The sequence below is a fragment of the Variovorax sp. PBL-E5 genome, assembly GCF_901827185.1.
In the GTDB taxonomy this organism is placed as follows: Bacteria; Pseudomonadota; Gammaproteobacteria; order Burkholderiales; family Burkholderiaceae_C; genus Variovorax.
Genome location: NZ_LR594671.1, coordinates 3,492,785 through 3,508,123, shown reverse-complemented (window position 1 = coordinate 3,508,123; position 15,339 = coordinate 3,492,785). Strand labels below are relative to the sequence as shown.

Annotated in this window: 22 protein-coding genes; 13 read left to right on the top strand and 9 right to left on the bottom strand. The window is 67.6% G+C overall.

The genetic code is table 11. The features are described 5' to 3' along the window. The first annotated feature begins 4 nt into the window (after positions 1–4). The 3 genes from WDLP6_RS17050 to WDLP6_RS17040 all read left to right on the top strand — a co-directional run bounded on the left by WDLP6_RS17050 (position 5) and on the right by WDLP6_RS17040 (position 1,639). Complete coding sequence (locus WDLP6_RS17050; protein WP_162568293.1) at positions 5–286, top strand: DUF427 domain-containing protein; 282 nt, start codon at positions 5–7, stop codon at positions 284–286. A gap of 70 nt (positions 287–356) precedes the next feature. Then, positions 357–1,097: a 2OG-Fe dioxygenase family protein gene (locus WDLP6_RS17045; protein ID WP_162593301.1), complete on the top strand. Its 741-nt coding sequence runs from the start codon at positions 357–359 to the stop codon at positions 1,095–1,097. Positions 1,098–1,201: 104 nt separating this feature from the next. Continuing rightward, positions 1,202–1,639 carry a universal stress protein gene (locus tag WDLP6_RS17040; RefSeq protein WP_162568291.1) on the top strand — a complete coding sequence of 146 codons (438 nt, stop codon included), beginning with the start codon at positions 1,202–1,204 and terminating at the stop codon, positions 1,637–1,639. Between the two features lie 9 nt (positions 1,640–1,648). Here WDLP6_RS17040 and WDLP6_RS17035 read toward each other — a convergent pair whose 3' ends face one another. After that, complete coding sequence (locus WDLP6_RS17035; RefSeq protein ID WP_162593300.1) at positions 1,649–2,287, bottom strand: RluA family pseudouridine synthase; 639 nt, start codon at positions 2,285–2,287, stop codon at positions 1,649–1,651. Between the two features lie 110 nt (positions 2,288–2,397). On the opposite strand from WDLP6_RS17035, the gene WDLP6_RS17030 reads away from it, so the two are divergent. Beyond that, complete coding sequence (locus WDLP6_RS17030) at positions 2,398–3,573, top strand: MFS transporter (RefSeq protein WP_162595127.1); 1,176 nt, start codon at positions 2,398–2,400, stop codon at positions 3,571–3,573. Here the strand turns inward: WDLP6_RS17030 and WDLP6_RS17025 are convergent. From WDLP6_RS17025 to WDLP6_RS17015, 3 genes are read right to left on the bottom strand one after another with little or no spacing between them, the layout of a single operon-like run. Next, on the bottom strand, positions 3,570–3,851 hold the full coding sequence (locus tag WDLP6_RS17025) for a 2Fe-2S iron-sulfur cluster-binding protein (RefSeq protein WP_162593299.1): 282 nt from the start codon (positions 3,849–3,851) through the stop codon (positions 3,570–3,572). The genes WDLP6_RS17030 and WDLP6_RS17025 overlap by 4 nt on opposite strands. Beyond that, entirely contained in the window at positions 3,848–4,129 is a 282-nt protein-coding gene (locus tag WDLP6_RS17020) for a VF530 family DNA-binding protein (RefSeq protein ID WP_162593298.1), read from the bottom strand. The genes WDLP6_RS17025 and WDLP6_RS17020 overlap by 4 nt, the downstream gene beginning before the upstream one ends. After that, positions 4,129–4,275, bottom strand: a complete 147-nt coding sequence (locus tag WDLP6_RS17015; RefSeq protein ID WP_174259880.1) for a hypothetical protein — start codon at positions 4,273–4,275, stop codon at positions 4,129–4,131. The genes WDLP6_RS17020 and WDLP6_RS17015 overlap by 1 nt, the downstream gene beginning before the upstream one ends. Positions 4,276–4,362: 87 nt before the next feature. On the opposite strand from WDLP6_RS17015, the gene WDLP6_RS17010 reads away from it, so the two are divergent. Together WDLP6_RS17010 and WDLP6_RS17005 are read left to right on the top strand one after the other, a co-directional pair. Next, positions 4,363–4,878, top strand: a complete 516-nt coding sequence (locus WDLP6_RS17010; RefSeq protein WP_162568287.1) for a GNAT family N-acetyltransferase — start codon at positions 4,363–4,365, stop codon at positions 4,876–4,878. 131 nt (positions 4,879–5,009) lie between these two features. Then, positions 5,010–5,930: a DUF808 domain-containing protein gene (locus tag WDLP6_RS17005; RefSeq protein ID WP_162593297.1), complete on the top strand. Its 921-nt coding sequence runs from the start codon at positions 5,010–5,012 to the stop codon at positions 5,928–5,930. 13 nt (positions 5,931–5,943) lie between these two features. Here WDLP6_RS17005 and WDLP6_RS17000 read toward each other — a convergent pair whose 3' ends face one another. After that, positions 5,944–6,162, bottom strand: coding sequence for a hypothetical protein (locus tag WDLP6_RS17000; protein ID WP_162593296.1), 219 nt, complete (start codon positions 6,160–6,162; stop codon positions 5,944–5,946). A gap of 106 nt (positions 6,163–6,268) precedes the next feature. Between WDLP6_RS17000 and WDLP6_RS16995 the strand changes: the two genes are divergently transcribed. Together WDLP6_RS16995 and WDLP6_RS16990 are read left to right on the top strand one after the other, a co-directional pair. Continuing rightward, positions 6,269–6,691: a hypothetical protein gene (locus tag WDLP6_RS16995; RefSeq protein ID WP_162593295.1), complete on the top strand. Its 423-nt coding sequence runs from the start codon at positions 6,269–6,271 to the stop codon at positions 6,689–6,691. Positions 6,692–6,730: 39 nt separating this feature from the next. Further along, positions 6,731–7,114, top strand: a complete 384-nt coding sequence (locus WDLP6_RS16990) for a nuclear transport factor 2 family protein (RefSeq protein ID WP_162568283.1) — start codon at positions 6,731–6,733, stop codon at positions 7,112–7,114. Between the two features lie 317 nt (positions 7,115–7,431). Here the strand turns inward: WDLP6_RS16990 and WDLP6_RS16985 are convergent, their stop codons facing one another. Next, on the bottom strand, positions 7,432–8,046 hold the full coding sequence (locus tag WDLP6_RS16985) for a DJ-1/PfpI family protein (protein WP_162595126.1): 615 nt from the start codon (positions 8,044–8,046) through the stop codon (positions 7,432–7,434). Between the two features lie 33 nt (positions 8,047–8,079). On the opposite strand from WDLP6_RS16985, the gene WDLP6_RS16980 reads away from it, so the two are divergent. Next, the gene (locus tag WDLP6_RS16980) at positions 8,080–8,595 is read left to right on the top strand and encodes a gamma-glutamylcyclotransferase family protein (RefSeq protein ID WP_162593294.1); all 516 of its coding nucleotides are present in this window, start codon (positions 8,080–8,082) and stop codon (positions 8,593–8,595) included. Positions 8,596–8,625: 30 nt separating this feature from the next. Here the strand turns inward: WDLP6_RS16980 and WDLP6_RS16975 are convergent, their stop codons facing one another. Beyond that, complete coding sequence (locus WDLP6_RS16975; RefSeq protein WP_162593293.1) at positions 8,626–9,525, bottom strand: LysR family transcriptional regulator; 900 nt, start codon at positions 9,523–9,525, stop codon at positions 8,626–8,628. A gap of 74 nt (positions 9,526–9,599) precedes the next feature. On the opposite strand from WDLP6_RS16975, the gene WDLP6_RS16970 reads away from it, so the two are divergent. The 4 genes from WDLP6_RS16970 to WDLP6_RS16955 are packed head-to-tail and all read left to right on the top strand — an operon-like array spanning position 9,600 to position 12,845. Beyond that, positions 9,600–10,274, top strand: a complete 675-nt coding sequence (locus WDLP6_RS16970) for an HAD family hydrolase (protein WP_162593292.1) — start codon at positions 9,600–9,602, stop codon at positions 10,272–10,274. Positions 10,275–10,302: 28 nt separating this feature from the next. Next, positions 10,303–11,292 carry a tripartite tricarboxylate transporter substrate-binding protein gene (locus tag WDLP6_RS16965; RefSeq protein WP_162593291.1) on the top strand — a complete coding sequence of 330 codons (990 nt, stop codon included), beginning with the start codon at positions 10,303–10,305 and terminating at the stop codon, positions 11,290–11,292. A gap of 10 nt (positions 11,293–11,302) precedes the next feature. After that, complete coding sequence (locus WDLP6_RS16960) at positions 11,303–12,439, top strand: DSD1 family PLP-dependent enzyme (protein WP_162593290.1); 1,137 nt, start codon at positions 11,303–11,305, stop codon at positions 12,437–12,439. Beyond that, positions 12,429–12,845: a RidA family protein gene (locus WDLP6_RS16955; protein WP_162593289.1), complete on the top strand. Its 417-nt coding sequence runs from the start codon at positions 12,429–12,431 to the stop codon at positions 12,843–12,845. Before WDLP6_RS16960 ends, WDLP6_RS16955 begins: the two co-directional genes overlap by 11 nt. Before the next feature lie 3 nt (positions 12,846–12,848). On the opposite strand, the gene WDLP6_RS16950 is transcribed toward WDLP6_RS16955, so the two are convergent. Continuing rightward, a complete protein-coding gene (locus WDLP6_RS16950; RefSeq protein WP_162593288.1) occupies positions 12,849–13,964 on the bottom strand; it encodes a M14 family metallopeptidase in 1,116 nt (371 codons plus the stop codon). Positions 13,965–13,983: 19 nt separating this feature from the next. Next, entirely contained in the window at positions 13,984–15,294 is a 1,311-nt protein-coding gene (locus WDLP6_RS16945) for an MFS transporter (RefSeq protein WP_162593287.1), read from the bottom strand. Positions 15,295–15,339: the final 45 nt, after the last annotated feature.

Sequence of the window (15,339 nt, the reverse complement as noted above, 5' to 3'; positions counted from 1 at the left end):
CCGGATGAAAGCAACCTGGAACGGCGCCACCATCGCCGAGAGCGACGACACCGTGCTCGTCGAAGGCAATCACTACTTTCCCGAGAGCGCGCTCAATCGCGACTACGTGACCTTCAGCAACCACAAGACCACCTGCCCGTGGAAGGGCACGGCCAGCTACTACTCGCTGCTGGTCGACGGCGAGCTCAACACCGACGCCGCCTGGTACTACGCCGATCCCAAGCCCGAAGCCGAGATGGTCAAGGACCGCGTGGCCTTCTGGAAGGGCGTGAAGGTGACGCAATGAGCGGCGCCCGGCCGCTCCGAAGACGCTCGCACCGCAGCCCGCAGGGCGGAGGTTGTCTGATGAGCGCTTCATGAGCGGGGCCTTCAGCCCTCCGTTCACGCCGCCCGATCGACTGGTTCCGACCCTGCAGCAGGACGGCTATGCCGTCCTGAGCCCGCAAGGCGTGGCCGAGTGGCTGGGCTCGCCGCTGGCCGAGCTCGATGCGCTGCATGCCGACTGGGACCATCTGCCGCTCGACGAATACCTCAAGGACGGCGGCCGCTACCGCACCCGGCGCCATGCCTGCTTCACGGTCGACGATGCCGCGGTGCAGCAGGTGCCGCATCGTGCGCACTGGCAGCCGGTCGAATACAACGCCTTGCATGGCGGCATGCAGCGCTGGTTCGCGCCGATGGAGGCGAACACCGTCGCGCAGCCCGTCTGGCGCCACCTGATGCTGGCGCTGTGCGATGCCGCGACCGGCCTGCGCGGCGCGCAGCGCTGGCACATCGAGGCGCACCAGTTCCGCATCGACACCGCCGACGGCATCGGCCGGCCCACGCCGGAAGGCGCGCACCGCGATGGCGTCGACCTGGTGGCGGTCGCGCTGGTCGGCCGGCACAACGTCAAGGGCGGCGAGACGCGCGTGTTCGAAGCGGCGGGCCGGCGCGGCGAGCGCTTCACCATGACCGAGCCGTGGACGCTGCTGCTGCTCGACGATGCACGCGTGATCCACGAATCGACGCCGATCCAACCGCTCGCCGATGCCGAGCCGGGCTGGCGCGACACGCTGGTCCTGACCTGCCGCGCAGGTGGTTTTCAGGGCGGCTGACGGCCCCGGGGCGGGCCGTAGCCGTCCTACAGCCGTGCGGCCGCCTTGGATGTAAATTCGAGCCCCGGTTCGGCTGCGAGCCTTGCGAACAAATGAGGTCTGCCATGTTCAATCACATCCTGGTTCCGATCGACGGGTCCGAAACGTCCATGCTCGCGGTCAGCAAGGCCAGCGGACTGGCACTCGCCTTCGGCAGCCGCATCACGCTGATCCACGTGGTGGACAACTATCCCTTCATCGGCGTCGGCGCGGACTACGCGCTGGGACAGAACGAATATCTCGCGGCCGCGACCAGCAGCGCCAATGCCGCACTGGCACGGGGTGTCGCGGCGCTGGCCGCCGAAGGGCTGCACAGCGACCAGCGCGTGATCGACGGCCACGTGGTGCACGAGGGCATCGTCGACACCGCCAACGCGATCGCAGCCGATCTGATCGTGATGGGTTCGCACGGGCGCACCGGCATCGAGAAGCTGCTGCTCGGCAGCGTGACCCAGCGCGTGCTGCAGGATTCGCGCGTGCCGGTGCTGGTGGTCAAGGGCTAGCAGTTCGTTTCAGGCAAAGGGCGCCGGGCTCTCGAAACGCAGCATCCGCCCGTCGGCCGGATGCGCGAACTCGAGCCATGTCGCGTGCAGCATCAGGCGCGGCGCGCGGCGCTGCACCTCTTCGTCGCCATAGAGCGTGTCGCCGAGGATCGGATGGCCGATCGACAGCAGATGCACCCGCAGCTGATGACTGCGCCCGGTCAGCGGCTCGAGCCACAGGTGGCTGGCATGGCGCTCGGCCAGCCGGTGCTTCACGCGCCATCGCGTCTGGCTCGGCTTGCCGCCCGCATCGACCTTTTGCAGCGGCCGGCGCGGCCAGTCGGCGGCCAGCGGTGCGTCGATCAGCGCCCACTCGTCGGCCGCCGGCAACAGCCCATCGACGATGGCTTCGTAGCCCTTGCGCACATGCCGCTGGGCAAAGGCCTCGCCCAGCGCGCGCTGCATCGCCGCGCCGCGCGCCATCAGCACCAGGCCGCTGGTCGCCATGTCGAGCCGGTGCACGATCCGTGCGTCGGTCCATTGCGCCAGGGCGCGCGCGCTGAGGCAATCCTGCTTGTCCTCGCCGCGGCCGGGCACGCACAGCAGGCCGGCGGGCTTGTCGAGCACCAGCAGATGGGGGTCTTCGTGGATCGCGTGCAGGGTTGTCATCCGGCGCTAAGTCTAGAAGGCCCGGCTCGGCTATCCTCGATTCGATGCCCGTTGCCGCCGTTTCGCCCGGTTCCCCGAATTTTTCCGACCTGACGCGCGAGCGGCCCTTCATGCGGCTGTGGGTCGCACGGCTGTTCGGCACCGCGGCCAGCCAGATGCTGCTGGTCGTGATCGGCTGGCACATGTACGGGCTCACCGGCAGCGCATGGGATCTCGGCCTGGTCGGGCTCTACCAGTTCGTGCCGGCCTTGCTGCTGGCGCTGCTGGCGGGCCATGTGGTCGACCGCCATCACCGGGGCCGCATCCTCGCGGGCTGCTTCGCCGTGCAGGGCGCGGTGGCGCTGGCGCTGCTGATTTCCGTGCAGGCCGCGCACGATTCGCGCAACCTGCTGCTCGGGCTGTCGCTGGTGCTGGGCGCGGTGCGTGCGTTCCAGATGCCGGCGCAGCAGGCGCTGACGCCGCTGCTCGTGCCGCCGCTCATGCTGCCGCGCGCGATGGCCTTCAGTTCGGCGGGCATGCAGGGCGCCATCATCGGCGGGCCGGCGCTCGGCGGCCTCCTGTTCGTGGCGGGCATGGGCGTGGTCTACGGCGCGAGCGTGCTGCTGTTCGTCATCGCGGCGGTGCTCGCGGCGCGGCTGCACTACGTCTACACGCCCTTGCCGCGCGAATCGGTGACGATGTCGACCGTGCTCGCCGGCGTCGACTTCATCCGCAAGCACAAGCCGGTGCTCGGCGCCGTGTCGCTCGATCTCTTCGCGGTGCTGCTCGGCGGCGCGGTGGCATTGCTGCCGATCTACGCCCGGGACATCCTGCACACCGGGCCCTGGGGCCTGGGCCTGCTGCGCGGCGCGCCGGCGGTCGGTGCGCTCGCGATGTCGATCACGCTGACGCGCCGGCCGATCGAGCGCCGCGTCGGCCGCGCGCTGCTGATGGCGGTGGCGCTGTTCGGCCTGTGCATGGTGGTGTTCGGCGTTTCGCGCAACTTCGCGGTGTCGCTGGTCGCGCTGGCGGTCTCGGGCGGCGCGGACATGGTCAACGTGGTGATCCGCCAGACGCTGGTGCAGCTCGAAACGCCGGATGCCATGCGCGGTCGCGTGAGCGCGGTCAACTCGATCTTCATCGGTGCCAGCAACCAGCTTGGCGAGTTCGAATCGGGTTCGACGGCCGCGCTGCTCGGGCCCGTCGGCTCCGTGGTGCTGGGCGGCGTGGGCACGATGCTGGTGGCGCTCGCCTGGTTCCGGCTGTTTCCGGCGCTGGCACGGCGCGACTGGATCGACAGATCCTAGAACACCGCGTACGCGTACGGCACGTCGAGCCTGACGTCGCCGAGCGGCTCGGCCACGCAGGGCAGGATCCAGCCGTCGGCCTTCTCGTCGACGCTGATGCCGGGCCACTCGATCCGGTAGCGGACCTCGCCCTCCAGCAGCTTGCACAGGCAAGTGCGGCAGGTTCCGTTGCGGCACGAGCTGGGCAGCTCGATGCCCGCGGCATCGGCCGATTGCAGCAGCGTGCGATCGGTCTCGGTGTCGAAGCTGAAACCGCCGGGCTCGATGCGCGCCTTCATCGGGACGCCCGGGCCGACGATTGCCTGCGCTGCTCGCGCAGCATGAAGAGGTAGAGGCTCTCGACCTTCTCGCGCGCCCAGGGCGTCTTGCGCAGAAACTTGAGGCTGGACGCGACGCTCGGATCGCTGGTGAAGCAGCGCAGCGGAATGCGTTCGCCCAGGTCCTGCCAGCCGTAGTGCGCGGCCAGTGCCGTCACGATCGCCTCCAGCGTGAGCCCGTGCAAGGGATTGCGGGGCTGTGGCGAAGGCGTTGCCGTGGGCTGCGCAGACGCGCTCATCACTTGTTCTTGAGTTTGCCGCGTGGAATGACTGCCGTCGTGATCGTGCGCACCGGTTCGATGCCGGCGCCCGGCGGCTTCGGCGGCGAGGTGTCCTTCTTCGGCTTCTTGGCTTCCTTGTTGCTGCGCTGCTGACTCTTGGCCATGATGATTCTCCGGATAGATGCGAATACAGCGGCCAGTTTACCGGCGCGGCGACAATACGGCCCTTTACCGCTCGTTCCCCTGCAGTCATGTCCGATTACGAAGTCCGCCCCGCCACGATGCACGATGCCAAAGCCATCGCCGAAGTCCACGCCGCAGCCGCCAGGGCCGCGTATGCCGGGATCCTGCCCGACGACCAGCTGCGCGCGCTGGCGCCGGCCACGCGCGAGGCCAAATGGCGCGAGGCGATCGAATTCAGCGAACCGCAGGTGCACGTGGCCGTGCTCGGCGACGAGGTCGTCGGCTTCGTCGGCTACGACCGCTCGCGCGATGCGAAGACGCCCTCGACCACCGGCGAGATCTGGGCCATCTACGTCAAGCCCGAACATTGGGGCAAGGGCGTGGGCGTGGCGCTGTGGGATGCCGCGCGCGACGGCCTCGAGGAGGAGGGCTGCACGCTGGTCACGGTCTGGGTGCCGCTGCGCAACGACCGCGCGATGCGCTTTCACGAACTCGCCGGCTTCAAGCGCGAGATGAAGACCGCCAAGACGACGGCGATCGGCGGCGTGAAGATCGAGGAGATCCGCCTCAAACGCGAAGTCTAGGCACACCCCCAGGCTTCGCGCACTTCGTGTCGCTTCGCCTTCCCCCTTGCAGGGGGCAACACCGGCGGCCCGGCCAAGCCGGATCCGCGGTGTTTCTGGTCCTGCTTGCAACGATTTTGGGACGATGAATCATGGCCGCCAGCCTGCTGCTCCTGCTCGACGACATCGCGTCGGTGCTCGACGATGTCTCGCTGCTCACCAAGGTCGCGGCGAAGAAGACGGCCGGCGTGCTGGGCGACGATCTGGCGCTGAATGCGCAGCAGGTGGCGGGCGTCAAGGCAGACCGCGAGCTGCCGGTCGTATGGGCCGTGTGCAAGGGCTCCTTCGTCAACAAGGCGATCCTGGTGCCCGCGGCGCTCTTGATCGGCACCTGGCTGCCCTGGCTGGTGACGCCGCTGCTGATGATCGGCGGGGCCTTCCTGTGCTTCGAGGGTTGCGAGAAGCTCGCGCACAAGTTTCTGCACGGCGACGAGCACGCGGCGGACCATTCGCGCCACGAGCGAGCCCTGGCCGACGAAGCCATCGACGTCGTCGCGGCCGAGAAGGAAAAGGTCAAGGGCGCCGTGCGCACCGACTTCATCCTTTCCGCGGAGATCATCGCGATCACGCTGGGCACGGTGCAGGGGCAGCCCTTCCTGACCCAGCTCATCGTGCTGGTCGGCATCGCGGTCGTCATGACCGTGGGCGTCTATGGACTGGTCGCCGGGATCGTGAAGCTCGACGACGCCGGGCTCTACCTGAGCCGGCGCGACGGCGCGGCCGCGCGCGTGCTCGGCCGCGGCCTGCTGGGGATGGCGCCCTGGCTCATGAAGGCGCTCTCCATCGCCGGCACGGTCGCCATGTTCCTGGTCGGCGGCGGCATCCTGGTGCATGGCGTGCCGGCGCTCGGCCATGCGATCGACGCGTGGACCGCGAAGGCAGGCGGCCTGTGGGGCGGCCTGGGCTCGATGGGGGCCCATGCGGGCGTGGGCATCGTGGCCGGCGCCGTGGTGCTGGCGGCGGTCGAGTGGGTGAAGAAGCGGCGCGCGAAGCAGCGCGGCGCGGCCCCCTAGGCGTTCGCCCGCGTCAGGATCTCCCGGACCCGGTGCGCTGCAGCAGGTCGACCACGACCAGCGCAATGCCCAGCACCAGCGCAAACCAGCCGACCAGGTAGGCGCCACCGACCATCTCCCGCCAGGAGGGCGATGACAGGAAGCGCGGCGCGAGCAATACCGCCGCGCCGATGAGGATGCACAGGATGCCGCGCTCGCGCATGCGCGGCGTTCTGGAGGGTCTGGAAGCCATGGCCCGAGTTTACGGGCCGGCCCGTGGCTTTCGGTTCAAATAGAGTTCCAGCGGCCGTCCATCCCTGCATCGGGCGGCCATCGAAACCCTCGCCAGACCGCACGCCATGGAATCTGCTGCACGCCATCCCATCCTCGCCCGTTCGCTGCGCGCCGTCGCGCCCCTGCTGCTCGCGGTCGCCGCATCCGGCGCGGGCGCGCAGCAGGACACAGACCGTTTTCCGGCCGCTGCGATGAGCTTTCTGGAGCAGGAACTTCCCGCGATGGAAACGGCCATCACGGAGCGCGATCGGGACTACTTCGAGAATGCGATGGGCCGCATGCTGGACTTCTCGAACAGCTGGGGCTTCAAGTCGCAGGACAACCCGGCGCTGGCGCGCTATCCGATGTGCACCGAAGCCGTGTCCGATTTTCTGGTGGTGGGGATGTGCCGCATCATGACGACCAGCGACACCTGCGAGCCCGGGCTGGCGGCGCGCTTCAACGCCAACCTGCAGAAATGCCGCGAACTGGCCGCGCGCCAGCAGTGAGGCTGCGCACGCTTCACCCAGCCCGAATGGAGATCGATGATGGAACAGCAGACCCTTCGAATGGCCATTGATCGGCATTGGGCTGCATCCGCTGCAGGCGATCAGGTCGTCGAGCATGAGATCTATCACGACGATGCCGTGTGCGCGTACCCGCAATCGGGCGAGCTCATCCGCGGCCGCCACAACCTGCAGGCGCTTCGCAGCCATCATCCCGGCAAACCATCGGGGTTCGTGGTCCGGCGCATCACGGGAGAAGGCCATCTCTGGGTCACCGAGTATGTGATCGACTACGAGGGCCAGAGCGTTTGCACCGTGAGCATCATGGAGTTCCGGGATGGAAAGGTGTCGCGCGAGACGCAATACTTTGCCGATCCCTTCGACGCCCCGGCCTGGCGCGCTCAGTGGGTCGAGCGGGGAGGGTGATCGATGGCGTATGCCGATGGCATGCGGCTGATGTCATCATCGGGTGGTTCTTTTTCTCGAACTTTCTGCTGGAGCATCTGCCTCGTTGCCGAGCGACAGCTTTGGGGCAAATCGAATGTCTCATGGCGGGCAAGCCTCACTCGGCTGCGGCAGGCTCCAGTCGGCCACAAGCATCGGTGATCGGGCGCGTTGATTGACCTGCGGAGTTCTCGTCCTGGACTCGTAAGCCCACTACGAAGGAGAGCTTGAATGACCTACTTCACCGGGATCTGAAGTTGGACTTGACCCCGTTGCTGCCCTTCAAAGCCCAGCGAGTCTCAAGCAACCTTGAGTACCGCGGCAGGCAGGAATGGGAGGATGTTGCTCATCGCCCGTGAAACGAACTGCTCCTTCTCGCCCACAGGTGCAACGTAGTGGAGTGCACTCTCGGCGGCCGCGACACCTTCGAATCGCGCAATGATCCATGCCGCCAGGTAAGGCGATGCCAGGCAACCGCCTGCCGTGGCGACGTTGTCGCGTGCAAAGAATGGCTGATTGAGCACGTCCACACCGGCCTCCTGCACCCAGGGTTTGGTGGTCAGGTCGGTGCAGGCGGAAACGCCTTGGAGTAGTCCGAGCCTGGCAAGGACAAGGGTGCCAGAACACTGCGCGGCAAGCAACTGCCGCGCCGGGTCCAGTTTCAGTTGCAACATCAGCGCTGGGTCGGCTACGACATCCCGTGTGAGGAGCCCGCTTCCGATGATGACCGCATCTGCACTGGCCGCGTCCTGCAGCGTGGCGTGAGCTTCCACCACTACACCGTTCATGGAGCGCACCTTGGCAGAAGGGCTGGCGATGGAAACGCGCCAGCCGGGCTTCTTGATGCGATTCAGGATGCCGAGGGCCACGAAAGAGTCGAGCTCGTTGTAGCCCTCGAAGGTCAGGATGGCGATGTAATCGAGGGCACATCCACTGACGCCAGACTGATGACATCAGAGACCTTCCTGTACTTCGCGTACGGCTCCAACATGAGCGCACCACGCCTGCTCGCGGCGGACCGGACGCCCTCCGCCCAATGGATGGGGGCCGCCCGCGTCGCCGGGTACCGTCTGGTCTTTGACAAGGTGGGCAGGGATGGGTCCGGCAAGGCCGACTGTGAACGCACCGGTGCGCCGACGGATGTTGTCCATGGCGCTTTGTTCCGCATTGCCCTCGGCGACCGCCCGGCACTGGATCGCGCCGAGGGCCTTGGCAACGGCTACGATGCCTTCGAAATCGGCGTGGATACCGACTCAGGCGTCGCCTCGGCGCTGACCTACCTGGCAACCAGGAAGGACGCCGCGTTGAGACCTTTCACTTGGTATATGCATCACGTGTTGCACGGCGCCAGGCAATGCGGACTTCCGTCCGCGTATATCGCGGCCATCGAGCGCGTCACGGCCGTTCGTGACCTCGATGCCGTGCGCGAGACCCATGAGCTTTCCATCTACTCGAAGCGGTGACGCCATCCTGCCGCCCATGGCATTGCGACTTCAAGTCTCGGTCGCCGATGCCGCTTCCACCAAGAAACTGACGAAGGCCTGCGTCCGAGCGCTGCGGCCCTTGCGCGTCGGCACGAGCACCACCACCGGAGCGGCACCGAAGGTCCAGTCAGCCATCACGCGCTCCAGGCGCCCGGCCGCGACCGCCCCAGCCGCATCCCACTGCGAACGCAGCACGAGGCCCATGCCGTCCTCTGCCCACTGCCGCGCCACGCTGCCATCGTTGGTGATGAACGCGGGGGTGATGCGAAGGGTCTCGCCTTTGCGGGTGCCGCCGACGGAGCGCACGTGCCACAGCGCCATGTCCTCGTCGTTCTCGCGGATGCAGATGCACGAGTGGTAGGCCAGGTCCGAAGGGCTGTGCGGCGTGCCGTGCTCGCGGAGATAGGCAGGACTCGCGCACAGCCATCGCTCGTTGGCTGCCAGGGGATGCGCCACCCAGGATGAGTCCCTGACCGTCCCGACGTGCACCACGGCATCGGAATCGTGCCGGTCCGGCCAGGGGGTCTCGCGCAGGTCGAGTTGCAGGCGCAAGCCGGGGTGCAAGCGCGAGAAGCGGGAGAGCACCGGCGCGACATGCGTGCGTCCATACCCGAAAGGCGCGGCGATTCTCAGCGTGCCCGTCAGCCGCTTGTCCTCGGACTGCAGGGATTCGCGCAGGCTGTCGAACTTCTGCAGAAGCTCGTACGCCTCGCGGCCGAACCGTTCGCCTTCGGAGGTCAACTGCAACTTGCGCGCGGTGCGATGGGCCAAGGCCAGGCCGAGTGTCGCTTCCAGCTTGCGCAGCCGCATCGACAAGGCCGGGGGCGTCACGCCCAGCGAACGCGCTGCGGCACTGAGCGAGCGTTCGCGCAGCAGCGCGGCGGCCAGTCGGAGGTCTTCGATCTGCATTGTTCACTTCATCTTAACTATTGATGACGCAAGAGTGAAGAACGCAAAGCGGTTGCCGGACCTACAGTGGCCGCATGCAAGATGCCTCCACCGCCGTCGCCACGGGCGACCATTACCCCCGCGCCGTGCTGTTCGATCTGCTCACCGCGCTGCTCGACTCCTGGAGCGTCTGGAACGCTGCTGCGGGCTCCGAACCCCTGGGCCGTCGTTGGCGCGCGGAATACCTGCGGCTGACGTATGGCTGCGGCGCTTACGTGCCCTACGAAGACCTCGTGCGCCAAGCCGCCGCCACCGTGGGGCTGCCCGCACGTGCACCCGAGTTGCTGGAAGACCATTGGGATGAACTGCCTGTCTGGAGCGGGGCGACCGAACTCCTGCGGGCGCTCGAGCCGTACTGCAAGCTGGGCGTGGTGACCAACTGCTCGCGCGCGTTGGGCGCGCGTGCCGCAGCCCGGTTGGGCATCGACTGGGACGTGGTTGTCAGCTCCGAGGAAGCGGGCTTCTACAAGCCGGACCCTCGGCCCTACCGGCTGGCGCTGGATCGGCTGGGCCTGGCGCCACGAGACGCCGCATTCGTTGCCGGGTCGGGCTACGACATGTTCGGCACCGCCAGCGTCGGATTGCGGACTTACTGGCACAACCGCGTGGGGTTGCCGCGTCCCCAGGGCGCACCGCTCGCAGAGACTGAATCGCCCACGCTGGAGGGCGCGCTGGCATGGCTGCGGACCTTCCACCTTGCCGCTTCCTGATCGCCTCTTTTCCATTCACGACATTGCCATGAAACTCTCGATACGCCTGATCGCCGGCCTTGCGGCCTTGTGTGCCACTTTGTTGACCGCACCGGCCGCCATGGCCGCTACAGCGTTCCCCACCCATGCGGTGACTCTGATCGTTCCGTTCCCGGCCGGCGGCCCCAGCGATGCGCTGGCACGTGCCGTGGCACAGAAGATGGGGGAGAACCTGGGCCAGCCGATCGTCATCGAGAACCTGGGAGGCGCCAACGGTGTCATCGGGCTGACCAAGGCCATCAAGGCCAACGCAGATGGCTACACCATCGCCTTCGGAGGCATCGGCACGCATGTGGCCAACGTCGCCCTCTACAAGAAGCTCGCCTATGACCCTGTTGCGGATTTCGCGCCGATCGGTCCTGCGGGCGCGGCGCCCATGCTGCTCCTGGCCCGTGCCGACCTTCCGGCTGGCAACCTGCGCGAGTTCGTTGCCTGGGTGGCGAAGAACAAGGACAAGGCCTCGTACGGGAGCGCGGGTGTCGGCTCCATCTCGCACTACGGCTGCGTGCTGCTGCTGTCGTCCATCGGTCAGAACGTCACCCACATCCCCTACAAGGGCGTGGCTCCCGCAGCCAACGACCTCATGGGCGGCCAGACCGATTTCATGTGCGACCAGACCACGACCGCGCTGCCGCAGATTGCCGGCGGGCGCATCAAGGCCATCGCCGTTCTGTCGAAGACCCGCCTGGCGCAGTTGCCCCGGACCGGCACGGCAACCGAAGCCGGCTATCCGCTGGATGTGCGCTCCTGGAACGCATTCTTCGCCCCGCGCGGCACGCCGCAGTCCGTGCTGGCCCGGTTGACCATCGCCTTGCAATATGCGGTTGCCGACACCGCGCTGCGCCAACAGATGGAAGGATTGGGCGTCGAGCTGCCGAAGCCCGCCGATACCACGCCCGCCGCCGTCAGCGGCCTCATCGCGCGTGGCATCCGAGAGGACGTACCGGCGCTCAAGGCCAAGGGCGACTACCTCGACTGAAGCGAACACCATGCAAGACACTCTCGCCACTCTGGACACGCCCGCGGCCCTCATTTCGCTGCGGCGGATGCAGCACAACATCGCACGCATGCAGGCACGCGCCGATGCGCTGGGCGTGCGCCTTCGCCCGCACGTCAAGACCACCAAATGCGCCCACGTGGTCGCAGCGCAGCGCGATGCCGGTGCGAGCGGCATCACCGTCTCGACCTTGAAGGAGGCCGAACAGTTTTTCTCGCAAGGCGTCGCCGACATCCTCTATGCCGTCGGCATGGCGCCGCACCGGCTGGCCCATGCGCTGGCCTTGCGCCAGCGAGGCTGCGCGCTTCAGATCCTGACCGACAGCGTCGAAGGCGCGCAGGCCATCGTCGACTTCGGCCGCGAACACGAGCATGCCTTCGAAGTGCTCGTCGAAATCGACACGGATGGCCATCGCTCCGGCATCGAGCCGGAAGACAAGCGTCTGCTGGAAGTGGGCCGCGTGCTGCACGAGGGCGGCATGCGTCTGGCTGGCGTGCTGACGCATGCGGGGTCCAGCTATGAGCTGAACACGCCGCAGGCGATCGCGAACCTGGCCGAGCAGGAGCGCGCCGGCTGCGTGCGGGCCGCAGAGCGGCTGCGCGACGCGGGGCTGCCGTGCCCCGTCGTCTCGGTGGGGTCCACGCCGACGGCGCTGGAGGCCAGATCGCTGGAAGGCGTGACCGAACTGCGCGCCGGCGTCTACGTGTTCTTCGATCTGGTGATGCGCAATGTCGGCGTGTGCAGCGAAGAGGACATCGCGCTGAGCGTGCTCACCACCGTCATCGGTCACCAGGCCGACAAGGGCTGGGCCATCGTCGATGCGGGCTGGATGGCGATGAGCCGCGACACGGGCACGGCCAGGCAGCAACGCGACTACGGCTACGGCCAGGTCTGCACCCTGGATGGACAACCCCTCGAGGGCTATTTGCTGTCGGCCGCCAACCAGGAGCACGGCATCGTCTCGCACGAGGGGCCGGTGGACACGGACATCGTCAGCCGTTTCCCCATGGGGACACGGCTGAGGATATGGCCCAACCACGCATGTGCCACCGGTGCGCAGTTTCCCGAATACCACGCACTGGCCGAGGACGGCTCCGTGCAGACCTGGAAGCGCTTTCATGGCTGGTGACGACGCCGTGGCGCCTGGCAGTTCGCCCGGCCCGGTCCCTGTCGAGGTTCCTTCGCTTGCCAAGCCGGGCGGCCACTACAGCCATGCCTGCACGGGTGGCGGATGGGTTTTCGTCTCTGGCCAGCTTCCCATCGCGCCCGATGGCACGCGCAGGGTCGATGCCTCTTTCGAGGACCAGGCCGCGCAGGTCCTGGCGAATGTGCGGGAGGCCCTGCTGGCGGCCGGTTCAGGCGTCGACCGCCTGGTGCAGGTGCGCGTCTATGTGGACGACATCGCCAACTGGCCGGCCTTCGACGGGCTGTACCGGCAGTGGGTGGGAAGCTCGCGTCCCGCACGGGCGGTCATCCCGACAGGACCGCTTCATTTCGGCCTCAAGGTGGAAATGGAGGCCACCGCGCTCTTGTGAGAGTCAGCCACCCGCCAGCGGCTTGGCGCTCTTGAGGCCCTGCACCGTCTGCAGCAGCACCACGCGCGTCTGCCCCAGCACCATGCCCTTCCATTCGTCGTTGTCGCAATAGAAGGCATCGCGCACGCCCTGGCGGATGGCGCGCTGCTGTTCGGGCGGGGCTTCGGGATGGCGGCGCAGCCAGGTGTCGGCGCGCAGGCGGGTCAGCACTTCCTGGTCGGGGAGGGTGCCGAACTCCAGGCCCATCATCGTCGCGCTGGCTTGCGGGCATTCGTCGTAGACCGCCGAGACCACCGGCCCCGACACATCGGCCGAAGCCGACTGGCCGTCGAAGGGCGCGAAGACGTCGGTGCCCCACCAGGCGTGCGCGAGCGCGATGTCGGCCGGCGCATTGCGGCCCGGATAGATCTTCTCGCCGTGGCCGTAGGGACCGAGGCCGGTGTGGATGTCGATCCAGCCGATGTGGCGGGCCCGGGCGCCGTACTTGCGCAGGATGCCGCGCACCGTGCGGTTGCTCCATGCCGGCGCCTGGCCGCCATAGAACAGACCGTCGGGCGAGTGGTACTGACCGGCCGTCACCGCAGCGCGGAAGGCGCGCATGCCGTGCTGCGCGACGTAGGCGGCCAGCGCCGCGTCGTCCTCGGCCGTGGGCGGCCAGCTGGCCGGCAGCACGAGGGCTTCGACGCCGTCATAGGCGGTGTTGGCCGGCGGCGGCGCATCGAAGGCGATGTGGTTGCGGTTCAGGTCGATGTTGTCCTCGTTGGTGCGGTGCAGGTGCGAGAAGCCATGCGGATTGACCGCATGGATCAGCAGCAGCGCGATGTTCGCCTGCGCGATGCGCGACAGCAGGTCGGCATCGTTCAGCGTCGCGATCTGGCAGCCCGAGCCGCAGAAGCCCTCGGGGCCGTGCGTGCCGGAAGTGACGATCAGCAGCTTGTCCGCGTCCGGTGTGCCGAGGCAGGCGACATCGGTGGCCAGCGTTTCGCCGGCGGCGCCTTGATGGCCTTCGAGAACGAAGGATTCGACACGCGCGCCGCGCCCGGCGGCAGCATCGAGGAACTTGCGCCGTGCTTCGGCATAGGTGCCCGAGAAATGGCGGGTGGCAGACGTGCTGTACATGGTCGATCCTCGAAACGGTTCAGTGAGCGGGTTGGTGGGCGCCGGCAGCATCGATGTCCTTGCCGGTGAAGTCCTCGAGCCACAGCAGGCCCAGCAGCGACACCAGCGTCATCGCGAGCAGGTACCAGGCCGGTGCCAGCTTGTTGCCGGTGGCGTTGAGCAGCCAGGCGCTGATGAAGGGCGAGAAGCCGCCGAACAGCGCGACGCCCACGCTGTAGACCAGCGACATGCCGCTGGCGCGCACATGCTTCGGGAACATCTCGGGCAGCATCGTGATGCCCGGCACCGTCTGCATGACCAGCAGCGAGCTCAACACGCCGACCACGATGAACAGCACGGCCGGCGTGGGCGATGCATTGAGCCAGAAGAAGCCCGGATAGATCAGCACCAGCAGCGCCACGCGGGCCCAGACGATCAGCGACTTGCGCCCGGCGCGATCGGACCAGCGGCCGATGAAGGGCGCCAGCCCGAAGGACAGCAGCCCGACCAGCGCGGCACCGAACAGCGCCACCGGCGGCGGCAGGCCGAGTTCGCGGATTGCGTAGGTGGGCATGTAGAAGGTCACGACATAGGCCGCGACGGTGCCGCCGATGGTGGTGAGGATGCCGGCGAGCACGGTCTTGCCGTGGTCGCTGCAGACCTCGGCGAGGCTGCTGCGGCGCGGTGCCGCGCCGGCCGGCTCGTCCTCGATCTCGAGCGATTCCTCGAGGTGGCGGCGGATGTACATGCCGACGGGTGCGATCAGCATGCCGAGGAAGAAGGGCACGCGCCAGCCCCAGCTTTCCATGCCCTGCGGTCCGAGCACGGTCGACAGGATGCCCACCACCACGGCGCCGATCAGGATGCCCAGGCCCTGGCTGGCGAATTGCCAGCTTGCCATGTAGCCGCGGTTGGCCGGTGTCGCGTGCTCGACCAGCAGCGTGGTGGAGGCGCCGACTTCGCCGCCCGCCGAGAAGCCCTGGATGAGCCGCGCCGCCACGATCAGCAGCGGCGCCGCGACGCCGATCTGCGCATAGGTCGGCGCGAAGGCGATCATGGCGCAGCCCAGCGCCATCATGAAGATCGTCAGCGTCATCGCCTTCTTGCGGCCCACGCGGTCGGCGTAGGCGCCGATCATGATGCCGCCCAGCGGCCGCATGATGAAGCCGACCCCGAAGCTCGCCACCGTCAGCAGCAGCTGGCCGTAGGCATTGAAGGTCGGGAAGAAGAGCTTGCCGATCACCAGCGCGAGAAAGCCGTAGACCGTGAAGTCGAAGAATTCCAGCGCATTGCCGATGGTGGTCGCAGCGATGGTCTGGCGCCGGCTGAGGCGCGTGCGGGTGAGGGTCATCGAGGTCCTGTGTCGTGGGGTTGTCGCGCCGGGATGCTAGAGAGT

What these genes read in the sequence shown, in the direction of transcription:
- WDLP6_RS17050 (WP_162568293.1), top strand. Translation starts at nt 5, where the DNA reads ATGAAAGCAACCTGGAACGGCGCCACCATCGCCGAGAGCGACGACACC.
- WDLP6_RS17045 (WP_162593301.1), top strand. Translation starts at nt 357, where the DNA reads ATGAGCGGGGCCTTCAGCCCTCCGTTCACGCCGCCCGATCGACTGGTT.
- WDLP6_RS17040 (WP_162568291.1), top strand. Translation starts at nt 1,202, where the DNA reads ATGTTCAATCACATCCTGGTTCCGATCGACGGGTCCGAAACGTCCATG.
- WDLP6_RS17035 (WP_162593300.1), bottom strand. Translation starts at nt 2,287, where the DNA reads ATGACAACCCTGCACGCGATCCACGAAGACCCCCATCTGCTGGTGCTC.
- WDLP6_RS17030 (WP_162595127.1), top strand. Translation starts at nt 2,398, where the DNA reads ATGCGGCTGTGGGTCGCACGGCTGTTCGGCACCGCGGCCAGCCAGATG.
- WDLP6_RS17025 (WP_162593299.1), bottom strand. Translation starts at nt 3,851, where the DNA reads ATGAAGGCGCGCATCGAGCCCGGCGGTTTCAGCTTCGACACCGAGACC.
- WDLP6_RS17020 (WP_162593298.1), bottom strand. Translation starts at nt 4,129, where the DNA reads ATGAGCGCGTCTGCGCAGCCCACGGCAACGCCTTCGCCACAGCCCCGC.
- WDLP6_RS17015 (WP_174259880.1), bottom strand. Translation starts at nt 4,275, where the DNA reads ATGGCCAAGAGTCAGCAGCGCAGCAACAAGGAAGCCAAGAAGCCGAAG.
- WDLP6_RS17010 (WP_162568287.1), top strand. Translation starts at nt 4,363, where the DNA reads ATGTCCGATTACGAAGTCCGCCCCGCCACGATGCACGATGCCAAAGCC.
- WDLP6_RS17005 (WP_162593297.1), top strand. Translation starts at nt 5,010, where the DNA reads ATGGCCGCCAGCCTGCTGCTCCTGCTCGACGACATCGCGTCGGTGCTC.
- WDLP6_RS17000 (WP_162593296.1), bottom strand. Translation starts at nt 6,162, where the DNA reads ATGGCTTCCAGACCCTCCAGAACGCCGCGCATGCGCGAGCGCGGCATC.
- WDLP6_RS16995 (WP_162593295.1), top strand. Translation starts at nt 6,269, where the DNA reads ATGGAATCTGCTGCACGCCATCCCATCCTCGCCCGTTCGCTGCGCGCC.
- WDLP6_RS16990 (WP_162568283.1), top strand. Translation starts at nt 6,731, where the DNA reads ATGGAACAGCAGACCCTTCGAATGGCCATTGATCGGCATTGGGCTGCA.
- WDLP6_RS16980 (WP_162593294.1), top strand. Translation starts at nt 8,080, where the DNA reads ATGACATCAGAGACCTTCCTGTACTTCGCGTACGGCTCCAACATGAGC.
- WDLP6_RS16975 (WP_162593293.1), bottom strand. Translation starts at nt 9,525, where the DNA reads ATGCAGATCGAAGACCTCCGACTGGCCGCCGCGCTGCTGCGCGAACGC.
- WDLP6_RS16970 (WP_162593292.1), top strand. Translation starts at nt 9,600, where the DNA reads ATGCAAGATGCCTCCACCGCCGTCGCCACGGGCGACCATTACCCCCGC.
- WDLP6_RS16965 (WP_162593291.1), top strand. Translation starts at nt 10,303, where the DNA reads ATGAAACTCTCGATACGCCTGATCGCCGGCCTTGCGGCCTTGTGTGCC.
- WDLP6_RS16960 (WP_162593290.1), top strand. Translation starts at nt 11,303, where the DNA reads ATGCAAGACACTCTCGCCACTCTGGACACGCCCGCGGCCCTCATTTCG.
- WDLP6_RS16955 (WP_162593289.1), top strand. Translation starts at nt 12,429, where the DNA reads ATGGCTGGTGACGACGCCGTGGCGCCTGGCAGTTCGCCCGGCCCGGTC.
- WDLP6_RS16950 (WP_162593288.1), bottom strand. Translation starts at nt 13,964, where the DNA reads ATGTACAGCACGTCTGCCACCCGCCATTTCTCGGGCACCTATGCCGAA.
- WDLP6_RS16945 (WP_162593287.1), bottom strand. Translation starts at nt 15,294, where the DNA reads ATGACCCTCACCCGCACGCGCCTCAGCCGGCGCCAGACCATCGCTGCG.